The sequence below is a fragment of the Microbacterium sp. PRF11 genome (assembly GCF_031844085.1).
Lineage (GTDB): Bacteria > Actinomycetota > Actinomycetes > Actinomycetales > Microbacteriaceae > Microbacterium.
Genome location: NZ_JAUZUP010000005.1, coordinates 1 through 21,945 on the forward strand (window position 1 = coordinate 1; position 21,945 = coordinate 21,945).

The 21,945-nt window shown below is 70.8% G+C and carries 19 protein-coding genes, 1 tRNA gene, 1 other RNA gene and 1 pseudogene; 13 read left to right on the forward strand and 9 right to left on the reverse strand.

The annotated features are described in order from the left end of the window. From Q9R20_RS13665 to Q9R20_RS13675, 3 genes and pseudogenes are all read left to right on the forward strand, one after another. Positions 1 to 193: pseudogene (locus tag Q9R20_RS13665) on the forward strand (hypothetical protein); the annotation flags it as partial. Positions 194 to 267: 74 nt separating this feature from the next. Further along, a complete protein-coding gene (locus Q9R20_RS13670; RefSeq protein WP_311249854.1) occupies positions 268 to 1,137 on the forward strand; it encodes a hypothetical protein in 870 nt (289 codons plus the stop codon). Positions 1,138 to 1,274: 137 nt separating this feature from the next. After that, entirely contained in the window at positions 1,275 to 1,778 is a 504-nt protein-coding gene (locus Q9R20_RS13675; RefSeq protein ID WP_311249855.1) for a DUF3145 domain-containing protein, read from the forward strand. A 152-nt stretch (positions 1,779 to 1,930) separates the two neighbouring features. Here the strand turns inward: Q9R20_RS13675 and Q9R20_RS13680 are convergent, their stop codons facing one another. The 6 genes from Q9R20_RS13680 to aceE all read right to left on the reverse strand — a co-directional run bounded on the left by Q9R20_RS13680 (position 1,931) and on the right by aceE (position 9,604). Next, the gene (locus Q9R20_RS13680; RefSeq protein WP_311249856.1) at positions 1,931 to 3,169 is read right to left on the reverse strand and encodes a beta-ketoacyl-[acyl-carrier-protein] synthase II; all 1,239 of its coding nucleotides are present in this window, start codon (positions 3,167 to 3,169) and stop codon (positions 1,931 to 1,933) included. Between the two features lie 68 nt (positions 3,170 to 3,237). Continuing rightward, complete coding sequence (locus Q9R20_RS13685; protein WP_022880558.1) at positions 3,238 to 3,486, reverse strand: acyl carrier protein; 249 nt, start codon at positions 3,484 to 3,486, stop codon at positions 3,238 to 3,240. A 68-nt stretch (positions 3,487 to 3,554) separates the two neighbouring features. Beyond that, positions 3,555 to 4,559, reverse strand: a complete 1,005-nt coding sequence (locus Q9R20_RS13690; RefSeq protein WP_311249857.1) for a beta-ketoacyl-ACP synthase III — start codon at positions 4,557 to 4,559, stop codon at positions 3,555 to 3,557. After that, positions 4,556 to 5,476 carry an ACP S-malonyltransferase gene (locus Q9R20_RS13695; protein WP_311249858.1) on the reverse strand — a complete coding sequence of 307 codons (921 nt, stop codon included), beginning with the start codon at positions 5,474 to 5,476 and terminating at the stop codon, positions 4,556 to 4,558. Before Q9R20_RS13695 ends, Q9R20_RS13690 begins: the two co-directional genes overlap by 4 nt. A 98-nt stretch (positions 5,477 to 5,574) precedes the next feature. Beyond that, positions 5,575 to 6,762 (reverse strand): CdaR family transcriptional regulator, encoded by a 1,188-nt coding sequence (locus tag Q9R20_RS13700; protein WP_295840843.1) that lies wholly within the window; start codon positions 6,760 to 6,762, stop codon positions 5,575 to 5,577. A 115-nt stretch (positions 6,763 to 6,877) separates the two neighbouring features. Next, complete coding sequence (aceE, locus tag Q9R20_RS13705) at positions 6,878 to 9,604, reverse strand: pyruvate dehydrogenase (acetyl-transferring), homodimeric type (protein ID WP_311249859.1); 2,727 nt, start codon at positions 9,602 to 9,604, stop codon at positions 6,878 to 6,880. 418 nt (positions 9,605 to 10,022) lie between these two features. Between aceE and Q9R20_RS13710 the strand changes: the two genes are divergently transcribed. Then, positions 10,023 to 10,151, forward strand: a complete 129-nt coding sequence (locus tag Q9R20_RS13710; protein WP_311249860.1) for a hypothetical protein — start codon at positions 10,023 to 10,025, stop codon at positions 10,149 to 10,151. Between the two features lie 2 nt (positions 10,152 to 10,153). Here the strand turns inward: Q9R20_RS13710 and Q9R20_RS13715 are convergent. Further along, positions 10,154 to 10,226, reverse strand: a tRNA-Val gene (locus Q9R20_RS13715). A gap of 208 nt (positions 10,227 to 10,434) precedes the next feature. Between Q9R20_RS13715 and Q9R20_RS13720 the strand changes: the two genes are divergently transcribed. The 4 genes from Q9R20_RS13720 to Q9R20_RS13735 all read left to right on the forward strand — a co-directional run bounded on the left by Q9R20_RS13720 (position 10,435) and on the right by Q9R20_RS13735 (position 13,769). After that, positions 10,435 to 11,163 (forward strand): C4-type zinc ribbon domain-containing protein, encoded by a 729-nt coding sequence (locus Q9R20_RS13720; RefSeq protein ID WP_311249861.1) that lies wholly within the window; start codon positions 10,435 to 10,437, stop codon positions 11,161 to 11,163. Positions 11,164 to 11,178: 15 nt separating this feature from the next. Further along, positions 11,179 to 12,882 carry a bifunctional 3'-5' exonuclease/DNA polymerase gene (locus tag Q9R20_RS13725; protein ID WP_311249862.1) on the forward strand — a complete coding sequence of 568 codons (1,704 nt, stop codon included), beginning with the start codon at positions 11,179 to 11,181 and terminating at the stop codon, positions 12,880 to 12,882. 31 nt (positions 12,883 to 12,913) lie between these two features. Beyond that, positions 12,914 to 13,274, forward strand: an RNA gene (rnpB, locus tag Q9R20_RS13730) — RNase P RNA component class A. A gap of 216 nt (positions 13,275 to 13,490) precedes the next feature. Continuing rightward, entirely contained in the window at positions 13,491 to 13,769 is a 279-nt protein-coding gene (locus tag Q9R20_RS13735; RefSeq protein ID WP_311249863.1) for a hypothetical protein, read from the forward strand. Positions 13,770 to 13,806: 37 nt separating this feature from the next. Here the strand turns inward: Q9R20_RS13735 and ppgK are convergent, their stop codons facing one another. Beyond that, positions 13,807 to 14,592 carry a polyphosphate--glucose phosphotransferase gene (gene ppgK / locus Q9R20_RS13740; protein WP_311249864.1) on the reverse strand — a complete coding sequence of 262 codons (786 nt, stop codon included), beginning with the start codon at positions 14,590 to 14,592 and terminating at the stop codon, positions 13,807 to 13,809. A 97-nt stretch (positions 14,593 to 14,689) separates the two neighbouring features. Between ppgK and Q9R20_RS13745 the strand changes: the two genes are divergently transcribed. Genes Q9R20_RS13745 through Q9R20_RS13755 form a run of 3 tightly spaced genes read left to right on the forward strand, consistent with a single transcriptional unit; the run spans position 14,690 to position 19,260 of the window. Then, positions 14,690 to 14,893, forward strand: a complete 204-nt coding sequence (locus Q9R20_RS13745) for an SPOR domain-containing protein (RefSeq protein ID WP_311249865.1) — start codon at positions 14,690 to 14,692, stop codon at positions 14,891 to 14,893. 25 nt (positions 14,894 to 14,918) lie between these two features. Continuing rightward, the gene (gene glnA / locus Q9R20_RS13750; RefSeq protein WP_295840807.1) at positions 14,919 to 16,259 is read left to right on the forward strand and encodes a type I glutamate--ammonia ligase; all 1,341 of its coding nucleotides are present in this window, start codon (positions 14,919 to 14,921) and stop codon (positions 16,257 to 16,259) included. A 10-nt stretch (positions 16,260 to 16,269) separates the two neighbouring features. Continuing rightward, positions 16,270 to 19,260: a bifunctional [glutamine synthetase] adenylyltransferase/[glutamine synthetase]-adenylyl-L-tyrosine phosphorylase gene (locus tag Q9R20_RS13755; protein WP_311249866.1), complete on the forward strand. Its 2,991-nt coding sequence runs from the start codon at positions 16,270 to 16,272 to the stop codon at positions 19,258 to 19,260. A 43-nt stretch (positions 19,261 to 19,303) separates the two neighbouring features. Here the strand turns inward: Q9R20_RS13755 and Q9R20_RS13760 are convergent, their stop codons facing one another. Next, complete coding sequence (locus Q9R20_RS13760; RefSeq protein WP_311249867.1) at positions 19,304 to 20,998, reverse strand: long-chain-fatty-acid--CoA ligase; 1,695 nt, start codon at positions 20,996 to 20,998, stop codon at positions 19,304 to 19,306. Between the two features lie 216 nt (positions 20,999 to 21,214). On the opposite strand from Q9R20_RS13760, the gene Q9R20_RS13765 reads away from it, so the two are divergent. Together Q9R20_RS13765 and Q9R20_RS13770 are read left to right on the forward strand one after the other, a co-directional pair. Continuing rightward, positions 21,215 to 21,535, forward strand: coding sequence for a hypothetical protein (locus tag Q9R20_RS13765; protein ID WP_311249868.1), 321 nt, complete (start codon positions 21,215 to 21,217; stop codon positions 21,533 to 21,535). A gap of 38 nt (positions 21,536 to 21,573) precedes the next feature. After that, positions 21,574 to 21,885 (forward strand): DUF2277 domain-containing protein, encoded by a 312-nt coding sequence (locus tag Q9R20_RS13770; RefSeq protein ID WP_311249869.1) that lies wholly within the window; start codon positions 21,574 to 21,576, stop codon positions 21,883 to 21,885. Positions 21,886 to 21,945 lie beyond the last annotated feature (60 nt).

The following is a 21,945-nucleotide window of genomic DNA, read 5'->3' on the forward strand; positions in this document are numbered from 1 at the left end:
CGGCGCCCCGGGCGACAAGCCCGCCCCGCCCGCCGACGGGTCGGCGCCGACTCCGCCCGCCGACGGTGACAAGCCCACCCCGCCCGCGGACGGCGACAAGCCCACCCCGCCTGCGCCCCCGGCCGACGGTGCCGCCCCGACGCCCCCGGCCGACGGCTCGGCGCCCACCCCTCCCGCACAGCCCGGGAGCTGACCCGACCGCGCTGACCGACGCGCCACGTTCCCGACGTGCAGCGCGCGGTCAGCGCGGTGCGGCACGATCGAGGGGTGGCGAAGAGACGTTCGCGGCCCCGCCGTACGCCCCGCGCGACGATCCTGCGACGTCGCCGCATCGCGTTCGGCGTCGTGGCCCTCGTCCTGGTGGGCCTCGTCATGCTGGCGATCGCACCGCTCGTCTCGCTCACGGCCGCGTGGAACACAGAGGTCCGCCGTCAGGCCGTCGATCTGCGCGACTTCGACCCCGGCACCCTCATCTCCGACGCCGAGTTCTACGACGGCGATGCGATGACCGCCGGCGAGATCCAGAGCTTCCTCGACGACCAGGTCGGCGAATGTCGCGACGACTCGTGCCTGGCGCGATTGCGCACCGAGCTGCCCGCTCGGGGGCCGATTGTCTCGGATGCCACGGGGGCGACCGTCTGCGAAGGATACGACGGCGGGGAGCTGTCTGCCGCAGAGATCATCGACCGCATCCAGAGGGCGTGCGGCATCTCCGCGAAGGTCCTGCTGGTGACGCTGCAGAAGGAGCAGAGCCTCGTCTCCGGGCGCACCGCCCGCGCCCCCTCCCCGGAGCAACTGGGCGCCGCGATGGGCGCTCGCTGTCCCGACGACGCCCCGTGCGATCCCGGTCGCTCCGGGTTCGCTCTGCAGATCGCGCAGGGCGCGACCGATCTGAAGTCGTACAGCGCCTCCGATTTCATGCGTCAGCCGGGGCAGCACTACATCGCCTACTCGCCCGACCCCTCCTGTGGGGGAAGCGACGTGACGATCACGAACGAGGCCACGGCGGCGCTGTATAACTACACGCCCTACCAACCCAACCCCGCCGCGATCGCGGCCCGCTGGGGCACCGGGGATGCGTGTTCCGCATACGGCAACCGCAACTTCGCCCTGTACTGGGCGCTGTGGTTCGGCTGACGCGACCCTCGCATCGGCGAGCCGAATCACAGTGTTGTGATTTCGTTATGCACGGGCGATAATGGCCGGGACAACCGAACACTCGCCACACTCCATCACAGGTCGTAGGGGAAGACGTACCTGACGAAGGAGAGACCATGGCGATCACGTCTTCGCGCGGAGTGATCCTGATCCACTCCGCGCCCCGCGCGTTGTGCCCCCACCTCGAGTGGGCGGTGGGACGCGCCCTCGGTCGCGCCGTCAACTTCGACTGGGCCGACCAGCCTGTGCTGACGGGGAGCCGTCGCGCCGAGTTCTACTGGGAGGGTCCGGTCGGCTCCGGCGCCGCGCTGGCGAGCGCCATCCGCGGTTGGGAGCACCTGCGCTTCGAAGTGAGCGAAGACCCGACTCCGCGCAGCGACGGCGGCCGCTGGATGCACACGCCGGGGCTCGGCATCCACTATGCGCAGACCGACGCGGCGGGCAACGTCGTGATCGGCGAGGACCGTGTGCGCTACGCCATGGAGGTCGCCGCGGGCGACGCGTTCGAACTGCAGCGCGAGCTCGATGTCGCCCTCGGCTCGGCCTGGGACGAGGAGCTCGAGCCCTTCCGCCACGCCGGCGACGACCAGCAGATCGTCTGGCTGCACAAGGTCGGCTGAAGCCGTCGGGCGGGGGAGGCGCCACTACCGGAGGTCGGTGACCGCACCCGGCACCGGGACCGCGTATCCCCCGCTTGACAACACGAGAGCCCCCTGGCATCCCCGAACGCAGTCGGGGGGATGCCAGGGGGCTCTCGCCGTAGGGACCGCGCTCAGACCGAGGCGATCGCGACCACGGCGTTGTGTCCGCCGAAGCCGAAGGAGTTGCTGATCGCGAGCTGGTCGCCGGTGCCGAGTTCGACGGGGGAGCCCGACAGCGCGAAGGGCACCTCCGGGTCCTGCTCGGTGAGGTTGATCGTCGGCGGGGCGACGCGGTTCTGCAGGGCGAGGACGGTGAAGATCGCCTCGAGTGCGCCGGTGCCGCCCAGCAGGTGACCGGTGGATGCCTTGGTCGCCGACACGGGGATCTCGTCGACCCGGTCCCCGAAGACCGCGCGCAGGGCCTGGTATTCGTTCGGGTCGCCGACGGGGGTCGAGGTGGCGTGGGCGTTGATGTGCGTGACGTCGTCGACCGAGGCCCCCGCCATCTCAAGCGCCATGCGCACGGCGCGCGCGGCGCCGCGACCCTCGGGGTCGTTGGCCGTGATGTGATACGAGTCGGCGGTGACGCCGCCGCCCACGATCGAGGCGTAGATCTTCGCGCCGCGAGCCTTCGCGTGCTCCTCGGTCTCGAGGATCAGCACTCCGGCGCCTTCACCCATGACGAAGCCGTCGCGGTCGATGCTGGCCGGGCGCGACGCCGTCTCGGGGGAGTCGTTGCGCTTGGACAGCGCCTGCATCGAGGCGAACGAGGCGATCGTGATGGGGTGGATGGCCGATTCGGTGCCACCGGCGATGACCACGTCGGCGAGGCCGTCGCGGATGTGCTGCACGGCGTTGACGATCGACTCGGTGCTGGACGCGCACGCCGAGGCCACCGTGCGGGCGAACGCGCGGGCGTTGAAGTGCAGTGACAGGTTGCCGGCTGCGGCGTTGGGCATGAGCATCGGCACCGTCATCGGCATGACGCGACGCGGGCCCTTCTCGCGCAGGGTGTCCCAGGCGTCGAGGAGCGTCCACACGCCGCCGATGCCGGTGGCGAAATCGACGCCGAGGCGGTCGGGGTCGATGTCGGGGGAGCCCGCGTCTTCCCAGGCCTCTTTGGCCGCGACCATCGCGAGCTGCGACGAGGGGTCGAGGCGCTTGGCCACGGGACGCTCGAGCACGGTCTCGGGACGCACGAGTGCCTCGGCGGCGAAGGTGACCGGCAGGTTGTACTGCTCGACCCACTCGTGCTCGAGGGAACGTGCGCCGGAGGTGCCGGCGAGCAGGGCGGACCAGCTCTCGGGCGCCGTGCCGCCGATGGGCGAGGTGGCTCCGATGCCGGTGACGACGATGCGGGGTGTGCTCATGAGCGATGAATCCTTGGTGCGGCCGACGGATCGTGACCGGTGGGGGCCGGAGCCCCCACCGGGAGGTGTCAGGACTGGTTCGACGTGATGAACGTCACGGCGTCGCCGACGGTCTTGAGGTTCTTGACCTCGTCGTCGGGGATGGTGACACCGAACTTCTCCTCGGCGTTGACGACGATCGTCATCATCGAGATGGAGTCGATGTCGAGGTCGTCGGTGAACGACTTCTCGAGCGCGACCTCGTCGGCCGAGATTCCGGTCTCGTCGGTGATGAGCTCGGCAAGGCCGGCGAGAACCTCGTCGTTGGTGAATGCCATGATGTCTCCTGTTTCTCGGGGATGGGGCCCGACGGGCCCCGATCAGTCTAGGGTTCGACGCTCGCGCGTCAGGGGAGGACGACGACCTGCGCGCCGAAGACCAGACCGGCGCCGAAGCCGATCTGCAGCGCGAGTCCGCCGCTGAGCTCGGGGTGCTCCTCGAGCAGTCGGTGGGTGGCGAGCGGGATGGATGCCGCTGAGGTGTTGCCCGTGGTCTCGATGTCGCGACCGATGACCACCGTCTCGGGCAGGCCCAGCTGCTTGGCGAACTCGTCGATGATGCGCATGTTCGCCTGGTGCGGGACGAAGGCGGCGAGGTCCGAGGGCTCGATGCCGGCGGCCTCGATCGCCTGACGGGCGACCTTGACCATCTCCCAGACGGCCCAGCGGAACACCGTGGGGCCCTCCTGGCGCAGGGTGGGCCACGGCGCGGTGCCGTCGCGGAACTCGTTCAGGGTGGCGTTCATGCCCACGGCGTCGGCCTTCGAGCCGTCGGAGCCCCAGACCGTGGGGCCGATGCCGGGGGTGTCGCTCGGGCCGACGACCACGGCGCCCGCGCCGTCGCCGAGCAGGAACGAGATGCTGCGGTCGGTGGGGTCGACGATGTCGCTGAGCTTTTCGGCGCCCACGACCACGACGTGCTTCGCCAGGCCCGCGCGCACCAGAGCGTCGGCCTGGCCCACACCGTACGCGAAGCCCGCGCACGCGGCGTTGACGTCGTAGGCGGCGGCCGGGTTCGCCCCGATGCGGTCGGCGACGATGGCCGAGGCGGACGGCGTCTGCTTGGGGTTGCTGATGGTGGCCACGATCACGGCATCGATGTCTTCGGGCGCCACGCCCGACTTCTCGACGGCCTCGCGCGCGGCCTCGGCCGCCAGGTCAATGGCATCCGTCTCTTTGTTCGCGCGCACGCGCGTGACGATGCCGGTGCGCTGGCGAATCCACTCGTCGCTGGAGTCGATGGGCCCGACGAGGTCGTCGTTCGGCACGAAGTTCTCGCCGCGCGCCGCGCCGTAGGAGTAGATGCGCGTGTGGGCCGGGCCCTGCAGCTGACGAAGGGTGGGGGTACTCATGCCTGGTCTTCTTTCAGGAGTGAGACGGCCGCGTCGAGGTCGTCGGGGGTCTTCACCGCCACGGTGGGCGTGCCGCGCAGGGCGCGCTTGGCGAGCCCCGTGAGGGCACCCGCGGGCGAGAGTTCGATGATGCCGGTCACGCCGTGCTCGGCGAACGAGGCCATGCAGCGATCCCAGCGGACGGGGGAGGCGACCTGGGCGACGACGAGGTCGAGGGCGCGGCGACCGTCGGAGATGACGGAGCCGTCGGAGTTGGTCCACAGGGTGGTGGAGGGGTCGGATACCTCGACATCGGCGGCCGCGGTGCGCAGCGTCTCGACGGCGGGTTCCATGAAACGGGTGTGGAAGGCCCCGGCGACCTGCAGCGGGATGACCCGCGCGCCGCGCGGCGCCTCCGCGCCCAGTTCGGCGAGACGGGAGAGCTCACCGGCGGCGACGATCTGACCGCCGCCGTTGAAGTTCGCGGGCGTCAGCTGCAGCGCCTCGAGACGCTCGAGTACGGCCTGCTCGTCTCCGCCGACGACGGCGCTCATGCCGGTCTCGACGGTGGCGGCCGCCTCGGCCATCGCGCGACCGCGCAGGCCCACCAGGCGCAGGGCGTCGTCGTCGTTCAGGACACCGGATGCCGCCAACGCGGCGATCTCGCCCACGGAGTGCCCCGCGACCCCGGCGACGGGCGTTCCGGCACGCTCGTTCAACGCGGCCCACGACAGCAGGCTCGCCGCGACGATGAGCGGCTGGGCCACGCTGGTGTCGCGGATCCGGTCGGCATCCCACTCGGTCCCCGCGGCCACGAGGTCGACGCCCGCGCGCTCCGAGAACGCTTCCAGACGCTCGCGCGTCCCGTCGAGTTCGAGCCAGGGGGAGAGGAAGCCGGGGGTCTGCGAACCCTGTCCGGGGAAGACGGCGATGATCACCGTTCCATCCTGCCAAGGATCAGGCGGGGGCTTCTGGAGATATCGTCACAGATATGCGGCGTGTCTTTGTGCGTGCCGTGCATCGGCCGCCGTCGGCGTCAGCGGGCGAGCGGCGGTCGTCGGTTCGAGAGACCACGTCGGCGCGTGGCATCGGTGCCGATGGAACCGAGGATCAACGCCGTCTGCAGGATGAGCGCCTCGCGGGGGCCCGTGGCATCCCACCCGATCACCTCGGAGACGCGCTTCAGGCGGTATCGCACGGTGTTGGGGTGCACGTACAGCTCGCGCGCGGTCGCCTCGAGCGACCGCCCGTTGTCGAGATAGCTCCAGAGCGTCGCCACGAGGTCGGCGCTGTGCGCCTGCAGCGGACGGTAGACGCGATCGACGAGCGTCTGCTTCGCCACCGCGTCGCCGGCGAGGGCGCGCTCGGGGAGCAGATCGTCGGCCTCGACGGGGCGGGGCGCGTTGCGCCAGGCGCGCGCGACGGCGAAACCGGCGAGGGCGGCGCGGGCGCTCTGGCCGGCGTCGACGAGCGCCGGAACGGCGGGGCCCAGCACGAGGTGGCCCGTCCCGAAGCTCGGCTCGAGGCGCTTGGCGATCTCGGGGAACGGCAGCTCGGCGACGTCGTCGCCGCCGCGCGCGGGCAGGTCGGCCCGGCCGAGGACCAGCACCAGACGCGATCCCTGCACGCCGATGAGGACGTCGACCCCGAGCTTGCGCGCGGTGCGGCGCACCTGGTCGACGTCGAGCTGCGGGGGAGTGGTCCCCACGAGCACCGAGACCTCGCCGTGGCCGTGCCAACCGAGGGCGGCGATACGGCTGGGCAGCTCGTCGTCGGCCTCTCCGGTGAGGATCGAGTCGACGACGAGGGCCTCGAGACGTGCGTCCCACAGACCCCGCGCCTCGGCGGCACGCGCGTAGACGTCCGCCGCGGCGAACGCGACCTCGCGCGAGTACGACAGCATGGCCTCGCGCACCTTCTCGCTGCGCCCGGCCACGCGCTCCTCCATGACCTCGACGGTCACGCGCACGAGCTGCAGCGTCTGCGTCAGGCTGACGCTGCGCAGCAGCTCGCGGGGAGCGGCGGCGAAGATGTCCGCCGCGATGGCGGGAGTGGATGCCGGCTCCTCGAACCACTGCAGGAACGAGGTGATGCCGGCCTGGGCCACCAGCCCGACGGCCGAGCGCCGCGCCGGCGGCATCTCGGCGTACCAGGGGAGGGTCTCGCCGAGGCGCTGGATGGTCGCGGTGGCGAGATCGCCCGAGATCCGGCGCAGCCACGCCAGCGTCTCGGCCTTCTCGTGCGCGGCTGCGTCGTCTTCTGCGCCCGAAGGCCGGTCGGGCCCGGTTCCGCCGCGCGAGGCGGAGGGACCGGACCCGACCGTGGAGTCGCTCACGCGATCACGCCTCGCCGCCCGCGTTGCCGCTGGTGCCGGCGTTGACGTCGTGCAGACGGTACTTCTCGATCGCCTGACCGACGACGGCGCGGTCGACCTTGCCCTCTTCGGCCAGAGCCTGCAGAGCACGCACCGCGAGCGAGGGACCGTCGATCTTGAAGAAGCGACGGGCCGCGGCGCGCGTGTCGGAGAAGCCGAAGCCGTCGGCGCCGAGCGTCCAGTAGTTCTGCGGGACCCACTGACGGATCTGGTCCTGCACGGCGTGCATCCAGTCGCTGACGGCGATGACCGGGCCCTGGGCTTCCTTCAGCTTGTCGGTGAGGTAGGGCACGCGGCGCTCCTCGTCGGGGTGCAGGAAGTTGTGCTCGTCGGCGGCCAGACCGTCGCGGCGCAGCTCGCTCCACGACGTGACCGACCAGACGTCGGCCACGACGCCCCAGTCGTCCTTCAGCAGACGCTGCGCCTCGAACGCCCACGGCACACCGACGCCCGAGGCGAGCAGCTGCGTGCGGGGGCCGTCGCCCTCGCCCGACGAGATGTGGTGGATGCCGCGGACAATGCCGTCGACGTCGACCCCCTCGGGCTCGGCCGGCTGCACGTAGGGCTCGTTGTAGACCGTCAGGTAGTACATGACGTTGGGGTCGGGGTGGTTCCCGCCGTACATGCGCTCGATGCCCGAACGCACGATGTGCGAGATCTCGTAGCCGTAGGCCGGGTCGTACGAGACGGTCGCCGGGTTGGTGGATGCCAGCAGCTGCGAGTGGCCGTCGGCGTGCTGCAGACCCTCACCCGTCAGCGTGGTGCGGCCGGCCGTGGCGCCGATGATGAAACCGCGCGCCATCTGGTCGCCCGCGGCCCACTGGGCGTCGCCCGTGCGCTGGAAGCCGAACATCGAGTAGAAGACGTACACCGGGATGAGCGGCTCGCCGTGGGTCGAGTACGCCGTGCCCGCCGCGGTGAACGCCGCGAGGGCGCCCGCCTCGTTGATGCCGACGTGCACGATCTGGCCCTGCGGGCTCTCCTTGTACGCCAGCAGCAACTCGCGGTCGACGGAGGTGTAGTGCTGGCCCTTGGGGTTGTAGATCTTCGCCGTGGGGAAGTACGCGTCCATGCCGAACGTGCGCGCCTCGTCGGGGATGATCGGGACGATGCGGTGACCGAAGTCCTTCACCCGCAGCAGGTCCTTCAGCAGACGCACGAACGCCATGGTGGTGGCGATCTCCTGCGTGCCCGAGCCCTTCTTGGGCAGCGCGTAGGCCGCATCGCCCGGCAGCTCGAGGCCGACGTGCGTGGTGCGACGCTCGGGGAGGAAGCCGCCGAGTGCGCGACGGCGCTCGAGCATGTACTTGATCGTCTCGTCCTGCTCACCGGGGTTGTAGTACGGCGGCTGGTACGGGTTCTCGTCGAGCTGCGCGTCGGTGACGGGGATGTCCATCGCGTCGCGGAACGCCTTGAGGTCGTCGAGGGTCAGCTTCTTCATCTGGTGGGTCGCGTTGCGGCCCTCGAAGTGCGGACCGAGGCCGTAGCCCTTGATGGTCTTGGCCAGGATGACGGTGGGCTGACCCTTGTGCTCCTTGGCCGCCTTGAACGCCGCGAACACCTTGCGGTAGTCGTGGCCACCGCGCTTGAGGCCCCAGACCTGCTCGTCGGTGTAGTCCTTGACGAGCTCGAGGGCGCGGGGGTCGCGACCGAAGAAGTTCTCGCGCACGTAGGCGCCGTTCTCGGCCTTGTAGGTCTGGTAGTCGCCGTCGGGGGTGCTGTTCATGAGGTTGAGCAGCGCGCCCTCGGTGTCGCGGGCGAGCAGGTCGTCCCACTCGCGGCCCCAGACGACCTTGATGACGTTCCAGCCCGCACCGCGGAAGAAGCTCTCGAGCTCCTGGATGATCTTGCCGTTTCCGCGGACCGGACCGTCGAGGCGCTGGAGGTTGCAGTTGACGATGAACGTCAGGTTGTCGAGGCCCTCATTGGCGGCGACCTGCAGCTGGCCGCGGCTCTCGACCTCGTCCATCTCGCCGTCGCCGAGGTAGGCCCAGACGTGCGAGTCGCTCACGTCTTTGATGCCGCGGTTCGACAGGTACTTGTTCGACATCGCCTGGTAGATCGCGTTGATCGGGCCGAGACCCATCGACACGGTCGGGAACTGCCAGAACTCCGGCATGAGGCGGGGGTGCGGATAGGAGGGGATGCCGTTGGGCGCCTGCGACTTCTCCTGGCGGAAGCCGTCGAGCTGCGCCTCGGTGAGGCGGCCCTCGAGGTACGCGCGGGCGTAGGCGCCGGGGGAGGCGTGGCCCTGGATGAAGATCTGGTCGCCGCCCGAGGGGTCGTCGAGACCGCGGAAGAAGTGGTTGAAGCCCACCTCGTACAGGGCGGCCGACGACGCGTAGGTCGAGATGTGGCCGCCGACGCCGATGCCGGGGCGCTGCGCGCGGTGCACCGTGACCGCGGCGTTCCAGCGGATCCACTTGCGGTAACGACGCTCCAGCTCCTCATCACCGGGGAACTCGGGCTCGTTCTTCTGCGAGATCGTGTTGATGTAGTCGGTGGTCGGAACCATCGGCACGTTGAGGTGCAGTTCCTTGGAGCCCTTCAGCAGGCTCAGCATGATCTCGCGAGCGCGAGCCGGACCCTTCGCCTGGACCAGCTGTCGCAGGGATTCCTGCCACTCCCCGGTCTCTTCCGGGTCGCTGTCCTGCGGCCCCTGCGAATACGGATCCTGGTCGTGAACAGTCACGGAAGACCTTTCGTCGTCTGGCAGGTCATGCCAGAGAATCGCCATACGAGTGCGGCAACCCTTGTCTGCTCCGCACAATCAACCAACGTCCAGCCTAGCGAGTCGGGACGACATCGGATGCTCTCCCGCGACGCATCCGTCGCCGCCGACGAGATGACCCTTCGACATCGAGACGTCGCGGGCCGACCCGGCCGCGGAGAGGAGGGATGCCGACTCCTCGAGCGAGCGGGGCTTGCAGAGCCCTCGCGCGTCCAGCCTGACCCCGTGAGCACCCGAGAGTCCGCCGCGTTCCGCACGTCAGCTGCTGCGGGGCGAGGGCGACGGAGCGGCGACCCTGCTCGGCGCCGCCCAGGTGTGAGGGGGCGAGGACTGGGCGCCCGGCTACGTCGACTACCTCTCCTTCTCGGCATCCATCGCGATGGCGTTCAGCCCTACCGACGTCATGCCGCTGAGCTCGCGCGCGAAGCTGTTCATGCTGGTGCAGGCGATGTCGGGATTCATCCTGCTCGCGCTGGTCATCGCGCGGAGCGTGAACATCCTGAACTGAGGTGGGCCCTGCCGGGATCGAACCGACGACATCCACGGTGTAAACGTGGCGCTCTACCAGCTGAGCTAAAGGCCCGGGATGCCTCGAGTCTAGCGTCGCGCCCGGGCAGCGACCGCACTGCCCGCGAGGTCACGTGACCCGGGCGGGAGCACAGGTCACGACGTGTCCCATCGCGCAGGTCACGTGATCTCGGGATGCCACCACCCGGCCGCCCGCTGCAGAGCCGACGCCACGGGTCCGGTGCGTGCCGCCGGTGTCTGAGCCGCGGGGTAGCGTGGGGGACGTGAATGCCGATCCCGCCGACCAGCGCAAACTGCTCGACCTCGCCGACCTCGACGCCCGCATCCGGCGCGACGAGAAGGTCTCGGCCAACCCGCCGCAGGCCGAGCGCGTGCGCGAGCTGATCGCGCAGCGCGCGACGCTGTCGCAGGAGCTCGCCACGCGTGCCAACGCGCGCGACGACATCACCGCCGAGCTGAAGCGTCTCGAGTCCGACGTCGCCGTGGTCGACGCCCGCATCGCGCGCGACACCGAGCGCCTCGCCGCTTCGTCGAACCCCAAGCAGGCGCAGGGCTTCGAGAGCGAGCTCGCCTCGCTCACGCGGCGCAAGAGCGACCTCGAAGACATGGAGATCGCCCTCATGGAGCGCCTCGAGACCGCCGATGCGGCGGTGTCGGAGCAGGAGGCGCTGATCGCCGAGACGAACGCCCAGGGCGCATCGCTCAGTGCCGAAGCCAAGGCGACCGTCACCGACGCGACCACCCGCCTCGAGGGCGCCCGCCGTGACCGCGACGCCGTCGCCGCCGCCGTGCCCGTCGAGCTGCTCGGCCTGTACGAGCGTCTCGCCGTGCGCGGCAACGGAGCGGGTCTGCTGCGCGCCGGCGCCTGCGAGGCGTGCCGCATGGTGCTGCCGCCGAGCGATCTGGCCACGGTCCGCCGCGCCCAGACCGATGAGGTCGTGTTCTGCCCCGAGTGCGGTGCGATCCTCGTCCGCACCGAAGAATCCCGATGACCTACCGCGGCGCCCGTGGCATTTGACACGGTCGTCGTCGGACGCGAGAACGGACGCGTCACCCTCGTCGTTCTCGGGCCCGATCACGCGCCGCTGAGCGAGCACGCGGTCGCCGCGCCCGACCTCGCCGCGGCCGTCGCCGAGCGCGAGGCGGCGGGCGGAGTGCGGTGGGTCTGGGCCGACTCGGCGCAGACCTATGCCGCTCTCCTCGACGCAGGCGTGCGCGTCGCCCGCGCGTGGGATCTGCGCCTGGTGCACGGCATCCTGCGCGACGCCCGCGCCGTGGGCGACGATCACGGTCTCCGCGACGCCGTCGAGTGGGATGCCGCGAACCGGGCGACCGTCACCGGCGACACGCTGTTCGAGCTCGGCGACACCGCCGCCGGGGTTCCCGAGTCGGTCTCCGCCGCCCTCGCCGAGTACCGTCGGCAGACCCACGCCATCGCGTCGTCCGCCACCCCCGGGGCACTGCGGCTTCTGTGCGCGGCGGAGTCGGCCGGGGCGCTCATCGCCGAGGAGCTCCATGCGGCCGGCGTCCCCTGGAGCCGCGCCGCGCACGAGGCGCTGCTGGAGGACGAGCTCGGCGCCCGCCGGGGTGGAGGGCTGCCCGCTCGCATCGAACAGGCGGCCGCTGCCGTCCGGGACGCGCTCGGCGACCCCGCCGCCTCCCTCGACTCGCAACCCCGCCTGCTGCGCTCGCTGCACCGCGCGGGGCTCCTCGTGCAGTCCACCAGCCGGTGGGAGCTCGCCGAGCACGATCACCCGGTCGTGCGACCGCTCATCGCCTACAAGAAGCTCATGCGGCTGTACACCGCGAACGGGTGGACGTGGCTCGACGAGTGGGTGCGCGACGACCGCTTCCGCCCGGTCTACGTCGCCGCGGGCGTCGTCACCGGACGCTGGGCGTCGTCGGGCGGGGGAGCGCTGCAGATCCCGCGCTCGCTGCGCACCGCCGTGCGCGCCGACCCCGGGTGGACGCTGGTCACCGCCGATGTTGCACAGCTCGAACCCCGCGTGCTCGCGGCGATGGCCCGCGACACGGCACTGGCGGAGGCGGCATCCGGTCGCGACCTCTACGCCGGCATCGTCGAGCGCGGCGCCGTCGCCAGCCGGGCCGAGGCGAAGCTGGCGATGCTCGGCGCGATGTACGGCGCCACCACGGGGGAGAGCGGACGGCTCCTGCCTCGACTGCGGCGCACCTTCCCGCGCGCGATGCGGCTCGTCGACGACGCCGCCCGCGTCGGCGAGGACGGAGGCGTCGTGCAGACCTGGCTCGGCCGGACGTCGCCGCCGGCGGGGGAGTCCTGGCGCGCGCTGCAATCGCTCGCCAGCGACGCCGCGGCATCCGGCATCGACGAGACCCGCGCCCGTCGCTCCGCGCGCGACCGGGGACGCTTCACCCGCAACTTCGTCGTCCAGGGCACGGCCGCCGAATGGGCCCTGGCCTGGCTGGCCGACCTCCGCTCCCGCCTCGCGGCCTTCCCCGAGGTGGATGCCGCCCACGCGGCGAGCGCATCGGGTCCGGTGTTCGGCCGGTCTCCGCACCTGGCGTTCTTCCTGCACGACGAGATCGTCGTGCACACGCCTCTGGTGCATGCGGACGCGGTGGCCGAAGCCGTGCGGAAGTCCGCGGCATCCGCCGGGCGCCTGCTGTTCGGGGAGTTCCCCATCGACTTCCCCCTCGACCTTCGCATCGGGACGACCGCGGAGAAGGGCTGAGGCGGTACCCCGGTAGACTGATCGCTGCGAATGGGTCGGCTGGACGGTCGCGTCACGGGTTCACCCGTGCCGAGGAACGTCCGGGCTCCACAGGGCAGGACGGTGGGTAACGCCCACCCGGAGTGATCCGCGAGACAGTGCCACAGAGAGCAGACCGCCCGCCTCGCGCGGGTAAGGGTGAAAGGGTGGTGTAAGAGACCACCGGGGGTCGTGGTGACACGACCCGCCAGGTAAACCTCGTCCGGAGCAAGGCCAGACAGGGGATGCAGACGCGGCTCGCCGAGTCCCCGGGTAGGCCGCTGGAGCGGCACGGCAACGTGTCGCCGAGAGAGATGACCGTCCACGGGGTTTCGACCCCCGGACAGAACCCGGCGTACAGGCCGGCCCATTCGCCCCTTCCGCCCGGTGGGTACGACGGTCCGCGGCGCCCAGCGTCGAACGATCCAACCCGATCCGCGCGCGGCGACGAATGACCTGTAGACCCTCCTGGCGCACCCCCTGTGCTCAGGAGGGTCGCCTGCGTTCACGGCTTCGCGTCGTGTCCATCCCCCGGTGAGTGTCGGACATATGTTCTACACTCGAGCACGGCCGGGGAAGGGGTCCGGTGCATGGGTTCGACGAGGGTCAGCGATGAGATGGTCGCGCGGGTGCTGGCATCCATCGCCCCCTGCACCCTCCAGCCCGAGACGTGGGGAGCGCGGCCGATCGAGTGGTACGCCCAGAAGCGTCCGGTGTGGGCGTGGGTGACGTGGCCCAATCGTGCGGCGACGCGAGAGCCCGCGTGGGCGACCGGGGGGAACGACCGGGTCGTCATGCTCGAGGTGCCGTGCGAGGGCGGGCACTGGGCACCGGTCGTCTGGCGCAACGCCGTGAGCGTGCGTCAGTAGTCGAACGCCGTCTGACAGCGCGGCGGGCGCCCGCCCGTCACTTGACGGCGGGGAGGGCCTCCGGGACGGGGACGGCGAGGGACGCCGCGCCGATGATGCCGGCGTTGTTGCGGTGCTTCGCGGGCACGATCGGCGCGCGCAGCTTCAGCAGGGGCAGGAAGTGCTCGGAGTGCTTGGACACGCCTCCGCCGACCACGATCAGGTCGGGGCTGAAGAGGAACTCGACGTAGTCGTAGTACCACTGCAGGCGCTTGGCCCACTTGTCCCACGACAGCTCTTCGCGCTCCATCGCCGAGTACGCGGCGAAGTGCTCGGCATCCTTCTTGTGCCCGGCGCGCTGAAGGTGACCGAGCTCGCTGTTGGGGACGAGCACGCCGTCGTAGATCATCGCCGAACCGATGCCGGTGCCCAGGGTGGTGAGGATGACCAGGCCCTCGACGCCCTTCGCGGCGCCGTAGCGCACCTCGGCGATGCCGGCGACGTCGGCGTCGTTCGCGAAGTGGATGTCGCGCGACAGGCCCTGCTCGAAGAACTTCTCGGCTTCGAAACCGATCCACGACTTCGACACGTTGGCGGCCGACAGGGTGCGTCCACCCTTGACGATGGCGGGGAAGGCGACGCCGAGCGGCAGATCGGCGGGCGCCTCAAGGGTCTCGAGCACCTGGCGGACGGCGGCGAGCACGTCGGCCGGCTCGGCGCCCGCGGGGGTGGCGACCTTGACGCGGTCGCTGACCAGCTCTCCGGCGTCGAGATCGACGATTCCCGCCTTGATGCCGGTTCCGCCGATGTCTACTCCGACCGCGCGAGATGCATTCGTTGCCATACCCCTCAGCCTATCCAGGCGCACGGTCGGCATCAGTAGGATCGGGGGAGCACCGGCGGTTCTGCGCCGACGCACGAGACCCACGTGAGGAGCCATCGTGAGCGACGACAACAACAAGTACTGGTACAACCTCCAGACCGGTCAGGTCGAGCAGGGGTACGAGTCGCCCGCCGTCGATCGCGCCGGCCCCTTCGACACCGCCGAAGAGGCGGCGAACGCTCCGCAGCTCATGAAGGAGCGCTCGAAGCAGTGGGCCGACGAAGAGGCTCGCGACGACTGGGGCTCCGGCTCGGCCCGCTGACGGCCCACCGAAACGAAGGATGACGATGGACAAGCAGCGCGATTTCGTCCTGCGCACGATCGAGGAGCGCGGCGTCAAGTTCGTGCGCCTGTGGTTCACCGACGTGGTCGGCACGCTGAAGTCGGTGGCGATCGCCCCGGCCGAGGTGGAGGGCGCGTTCACCGAGGGTCTCGGCTTCGACGGCTCGGCGATCGAGGGGCTCACCCGCTCGTACGAGTCCGACCTGCTCGCGCACCCCGACCCCACGACGTTCCAGATCCTGCCGTGGCGCGGTGAGATCGACCCGACGGCGCGCATGTTCTGCGACATCACCACGCCCGACGGGCAGCCCGCCGTCGCCGACCCCCGCCACGTGCTCAAGCGCACACTCGCGAAGGCAGCCGATGCCGGGTTCACGTTCTACACGCACCCCGAGATCGAGTTCTACCTGCTGAAGTCGTCGCAGCTCGGCCCCGACGGGCGCCCGCAGCCGGTCGACTCGGCGGGCTATTTCGACAACGTCCCCGGGGGCACGGCGCACGACTTCCGTCGCCGGTCGGTGCGCATGCTCGAAGACCTCGGCATCTCGGTCGAGTTCAGCCACCACGAGGGCGGCCCGGGCCAGAACGAGATCGATCTCCGCTACGCCGATGCGCTCACCACGGCCGACAACATCATGACCTTCCGCACGGTGGTCAAAGAGGTCGCGATCGAGCAGGGCGTCTACGCCACGTTCATGCCGAAGCCCATCAGCGGACAGCCGGGCAGCGGCATGCACACGCACCTCTCGCTCTTCGAGGGCGACATGAACGCCTTCTACGAAGAGGGCGCGCAGTACCAGCTGTCGAAGGTCGGCCGGCACTTCATCGCGGGCCTTCTGCGCCACGCGAACGAGATCTCGGCCGTGACGAACCAGTTCGTCAACTCCTACAAGCGACTGTGGGGCGGCGACGAGGCTCCCAGCTTCATCTGCTGGGGCCACAACAACCGCTCGGCGCTCGTGCGCGTGCCGCTGTACAAGCCCAACAAGGGCCAGTCGACCCGCGTCGAATACCGCGCGCTCGACTCTGCCGCGAACCCCTACCTGTCGTACGCGCTCATGCTCGCGGCCGGCCTGAAGGGCATCGAAGAAGAGTACGAGCTCCCCGCCGAGGCGGAGGACAACGTGTGGTCGCTCAGCGACACGGAGCGCCGTGCCCTCGGCTACGCCCCGCTCCCGTCGAGCCTCGACCACGCCCTCGAGTACCTCGAGGAGTCCGAGCTGGTCGCCGAGACGCTGGGGGAGACGGTCTTCAAGTACGTCCTGCTGAACAAGCGCCGCGAGTGGAACCAGTACCGCGCGCAGGTGACGCCGTTCGAGCTGGCGAGCAACCTCGAAGCGCTCTGACGGAGCACCGATGACCTCGGGCGACCGCTCCACCGCGCTCACCGCCCTCGCCCGCACCGGCTTCTCGAGGCTCACCGACGCAGACACCCTGCTCGGTGAGCTCGAGGAGTCGGTCGGTGTGAGCCGAGCGGATGCCATGCAGCTCGCGCAGCGCGTGGCCGACCCCGACGGGGCGCTGCGAGCCATCCTGCAGGTCGCTCGTCGTGACGTCGCCGCCGTACGCGCGGCTGCCGCGGATGCCGGCGCCTGGCGCGCGCTGTGGGATCTGGTGGGGGCGTCCGACGGCTTCGCGGAGTTCTACCTGCGGCACCCCGACGAGCTCGTCCACCTGTCGGGTGCTGGTCTCACCCTGCCCGACGAGCCCACCATGCGGACCGAGCTGCTGTCGTCGGTCGGCGACGTCGACGGGTTCGCCGCCGATGCGTCGGATGCTGCCTGGGTCGCGTTGCGCACCCGCTACCGGCGGCTGCTGGCCCGGATCGCCGCCTACGACCTCGGCCAGGACGACCCCGCGGAGGCGATCGGCGTGGTCGCCGCGGCCCTGGCCGACCTCGCCGGCGCGGCGCTCGAGGCCTCGCTCAGCGTCGCCCGCTCGCGCGTGTGCGCCCCCGGTCCCGCCGGCTTCCCCCGCGCGCAGGTCGAGGCCACGCGCTTCGCGATCATCGCGATGGGCAAGACCGGCGCCCGCGAATTGAACTACGTCAGCGACGTCGACGTGATCTTCGTCGGCGGTTCCTCCGACGAAGAGGTGGTGTCGGAGGCGCGCGCGATCGACATCGGCACGCGCCTGGCCGTGCAGACCATGCGTGGAATTTCCGGTCCCGAGATCGAGCCGCCGTTGTGGGAGGTCGACCCGAACCTGCGGCCCGAGGGCAAGCAGGGCGCGCTCGTTCGCAGCCTCGCCTCGCACCAGCAGTACTACGCCCGTTGGGCGAAGAGCTGGGAGTTCCAGGCTCTGCTGAAGGCCCGCGCGATCGCCGGCGACGCGACGCTGGGCGCCGAGTACGTGGCCGCGGTGCAGCCGCTCGTCTGGCACAGCGCTGCGCGCGAGAACTTCGTCGAGGGCGTGCAGCGCATGCGCGAGCGCGTCACCGAGCACATCCCCGCGGCCGAGGTGAACCGCCAGCTCAAGCTCGGCCCGGGTGGCATCCGCGACGTCGAGTTCACGGTGCAGTTGCTGCAGCTCGTGCACGGCCTCACCGACGAGCGCATCCGTCAGCGCGGCACCCTCGACGCTCTCGACGCCCTCGTCGCCGAGGGGTACATCGGCCGCTCCGAGGCCGAGGCGTTCGGGCGCGATTACCGTCTCCTGCGCCTGCTCGAGCATCGCCTGCAGCTGCGGGGCCTGCGGCGCACGGCGCTGCTGCCCGAGAAGGACGACGACCTGCGGGTGCTCGCGAGGGCCTCGCGGCTGGCGGACTCGGCATCCGGGGTCCAGGCGGTGTGGGAGGGCATCAAACGCGAGGTGCGCGACATCCACGTGCGCCTGTTCTACCGGCCCCTGCTCTCGGCCGTGGCGGCTCTCCCCGAGGGCGAGCGGACCCTGTCCACCGAGCAGGCCCGCGACCGCCTCGCGGCGATCGGTTTCCGCGATCCGGCCGGGGCCCTCCGCCACATCGCCGCTCTGACGAGCGGCCTGAGCCGCAAGGCGACCATCCAGCGGCACCTCATGCCGATCATGATCCGGTGGTTCGCCGACGGCGTCGACCCCGACTACGGGCTGCTGGTGTTCCGCCGCATCAGCGAGCGGCTCGGCAACACCCCGTGGTTCCTGCGGATGCTGCGCGACTCCGCCGGCGCCGCCGAGAGCCTCACGCGCGTGCTGTCGGGGTCGCGCTACATCGGCGAGCTGATGGAGTGGATCCCCGAGTCGGTCGCCTGGCTCGACGACGATGCGCTGCTGCGCCCCCGCTCGGGCAAGGCGCTCGAGGAGGAAGCCCGGGCCATCCAGACCCGCTGGCAGAACATCGACGACGCGATGCGCTCGGTGCGCGCCCTGCGCCGGCGCGAGATGTTGCGGGTTGCGATGGCGGCGGTGCTGGGCACGGTGTCGCTCGAGGAGCTCTCCGACGCGCTGACCACCATCACCGAGGTCACGATCCAGGCGACGCTGCGCGCGGTGCGCCGCGTGGTGGTGCCGCCCGAAGACGACGACCTCGACTTCGCCGTCATCGCGATGGGCCGCTTCGGCGGTCGCGAACTCGGCTTCGGCTCGGATGCCGACGTCATGTACGTGTATCGCGCGAACGGCCTCGACCCGCAGCGCGCGAGCCAGCTGGCGCTCAAGCTCGTCGCGGGTCTGCGCGAGCACTCCGAGGACCACCGGCTGCCGCTCGACCTCGACGCCGAGCTGCGTCCCGAGGGCCGCAGCGGCCCCCTCGCCCGTTCCCTCGAGGCCTACACCGAGTACTACCGGCGCTGGTCGCTGTCGTGGGAGGCCCAGGCCCTGCTGCGCGCGCGCGGGGTCGCGGGCAGCGTCAAGCTCATCCGCGCGTTCATGGAACTCGCCGACGAGGTGCGCTACCCGGCGGTGGCCGATCAGAACGGCCTGCGCGAGATCCGCCGCATCAAGGCGCGCGTCGAGAACGAGCGCCTGCCGCAGGGCGCCGACCCGGCTCGCCACCTCAAGCTCGGTCCCGGCTCTCTCAGCGACGTCGAATGGCTCGTGCAGCTCCTGCAGTTGCAGCACGCGCGCGCCGTGCCGGCGATGCGCACCACCTCCACGCTCGAGGCCCTCGACGCCGCCGTCGACGCGGGTGTCATCGAGTCCGAGGCAGCAGGGAAGCTCGCCGCGGCGTGGCATCTGGCGAGCCGGCTCCGCTCGGCGAACACCCTGCTGTCGGGGCAGACGAGCAACGTCCTCCCCGTCGACCGAGCCAAGCTCGACGGCATCGGCCGCATCCTCGAGTACGCGCCGCGCTCGGCGACACAGGTCGAGGAGGACTACTTCGGCGCCACCCGCCGCGCACGGCGCGTCTTCGACAAACTCTTCTACGGCTGAGCAGAGGGGATGCCATGGCCCCGAGGTCGTGGCATCCCCCTCGTCACGACATCAGGCGCTGACGCACCTCACGGCGGAGGACCTTGCCGATCAGGGAGCGGGGCAGGTCGTCGACCACGACCACGCGGCGCGGGACCTTGTAGGCGGCGAGACGCGTCTTGCAGTAATCGCGCACCGCGTCGGGCTCGATCGCGACCCCGTCGCGCAGCACGATCGCGGCGGCGACGTCCTCCCCGCCGCGGGGCTTCGGCAGGGCGACGACGGCGGCTCCGACGATGTCGGGGTGGGAGACGAGCACCTCTTCGACCTCGCTCGGCGACACGTTGAAGCCGCCGGTGATGATGATCTCCTTCAGACGGTCCACGATGGTGACGAAACCGTCGGGCGAGACCGAGGCGATGTCGCCGGTGCGCAGCCACTCGCCGTCGATGAGCGTCTCGGCGGTGTCGGCCGGCCTGTTCCAGTACCCCTGGAACACCTGCGGTCCGCGCAGCAGCAGCTCGCCGGTCTCCCCGAGCGGCAGGTCGGTCGTCGGATTCTCCGGATCGACGACGCGGATGTCGGTGCTCGGGAACGGAACCCCCACCGTGCCGGGCCGACGCGAGGGGCCGATGGGGTTGCCGAGCGCGACGGGCGACGACTCGGTCATCCCGTACCCCTCGACGAGCAGTCCGCCCGTGGCTGCCTCCCAGCGGTCGACGGTCGCGACGGGCAGGCTCATCGCTCCCGAGATGGCGAACCGGACGCTGGACAGGTCAATGGTGCCGCGCGCGGCCGCCCGCGCGAGCTGGTCGTAGATGGGTGGCACCGCGGGCAGGAAGGTCGGAGGACTCTTCTTCGCTGCGGCGGCCACGAGGTCGAGATCGTACTTCGGGAACAGCACGAGCTTCGCGCCGATGCTCATCGCGAAGGTGAGGCACAGGGTGAGACCGTACGCGTGGAAGAGCGGAAGCACGCCGTAGAAGGTCTCGTGTCCGTCTCGCAGGCCCGGGACCCACGCGCGTCCCTGCATCGCATTCGCGCGGAGGTTGCGGTGGGTGAGCACGGCGCCCTTCGGGGTGCCGGTGGTGCCGCTGGTGTATTGCAGCAAGGCGATGTCGTCGAGGAGCGGTCCGCGGTGCTTGCGCGAGATCGGGCCCCGGGTCAGCAGCGCCTCCCACGGCGTCGGCCGCTTCGATCGCACGCGCGCCGTCAGCTGCGCCCGCGCGGCGCGGGCCTTGGACACCGGGAGCCGCAGCGCGAGCCGCTTGCCGAGGGGCAGAGCGGCGGTGATGTCGACGCGGACGATGTGCTCGAGCGCGAGGTCGGACGGGAAGTCGGCGACCGTGTCGGCGAGCTTGTCCCACACGATCGCGACACGGGCGCCGTGGTCCTCGAACTGGTGACGCAGTTCGCGCGGCGTGTAGAGCGGGTTGTGCTCGATCACGATCGCCCCCAGCCGCAGCGCGGCGTAGAACGCCACGACGTGCTGCGGGCTGTTCGGCATGACGAGGGCCACCCGGTCGCCCGCGACCACGCCGAGCCGTCGCAGTCCCTCGGCCGCGCGGTCGACGAGCCGTCCGAGCTCGCGGTACGTGGTCGTGGCGCCGAAGAACTCCAGCGCCGTCTGACGTCCGTAGCGCGAGACGGCATCGGCGAGCATCTCGGGCAGGGTCTGCGTGGGGGCGTCGATCTCGTGGGGCACGCCGTCGGCGTACGAGTTCAACCAGGGGCGTGCGGCGTAAGGGGACGTCGGCATCCCCCCATCCTCACCCGCGTCTCCCACACGGCGGTGGGACTTGACCTGTGCGGATGCCGGGAAGCCGGCGACCTGCTTCGATGGGGGAGTGCACGTGCGACCGTTGACCGACGACCCGGCCATGATCCCGTCGGGGTGGGACGCGTCGTTCCTCCCTGCTCTTTCGAAAGTCCGACCCACGGGTCGCTGGTTCCGCCTCGTCGAGATCCCCGCCCCGTGAAGATCTCCCCGCACCGATTCACCGCCGAAGTGGACCGGACGCTCGACCGCCTCGGTCGCATCCGCTCACTCACGGCCGCCGCGGGCTCGATCATCTTCGGTGCCGTCACGCTCGCGCTCGTCGTGACGGTCCTCGGTGACCTCTCGTCCGGGCTCATCGGCTGGGGCGATGTGGTCGGGTCGACACGGCGCGGACTGCCCGCCGTGCTCGTCGTCTTCCTGGGCGGTCCCTTCGCCCTGCTGATGGTCTTCTACGGGGTGTTCGTCGGGGTGCGGCTCCGCCACCGCTGGGCGGACGTCCCCCGCCGCCGCCGCTGACCTACCGCCCGGGCGCGAAGGGGCCTACCCTAGCGGGCATGTGCCGCAACATCGTCCCCCTGCACAACTTCACGCCCCCGGCGACGGATGCCGAGTGCCACGACGCCGCGCTGCAGTTCGTGCGGAAGATCGTCGGGACGACGACACCCTCCCGGGCCAATCAGGCGGTGTTCGACCGCGCGGTCGACGAGATCGCGGCATCCGTCCGCCACCTGCTCGACGACCTCGTGACGAACGCCCCGCCCAAGGTGCGGGAGGTCGAGGCCGCCAAGCGTCAGGCGCGTTCCGCGGAGCGGTACGAGGCGATCCGCGTCTACCAGGAGCAGAAGCGCGCGGCGCGCACGGGCTGACTCGGGAAGTCATCGACGAGCGGTGCCTCCCGGACACGCGTCGACGCCCGCCCCCGCGAA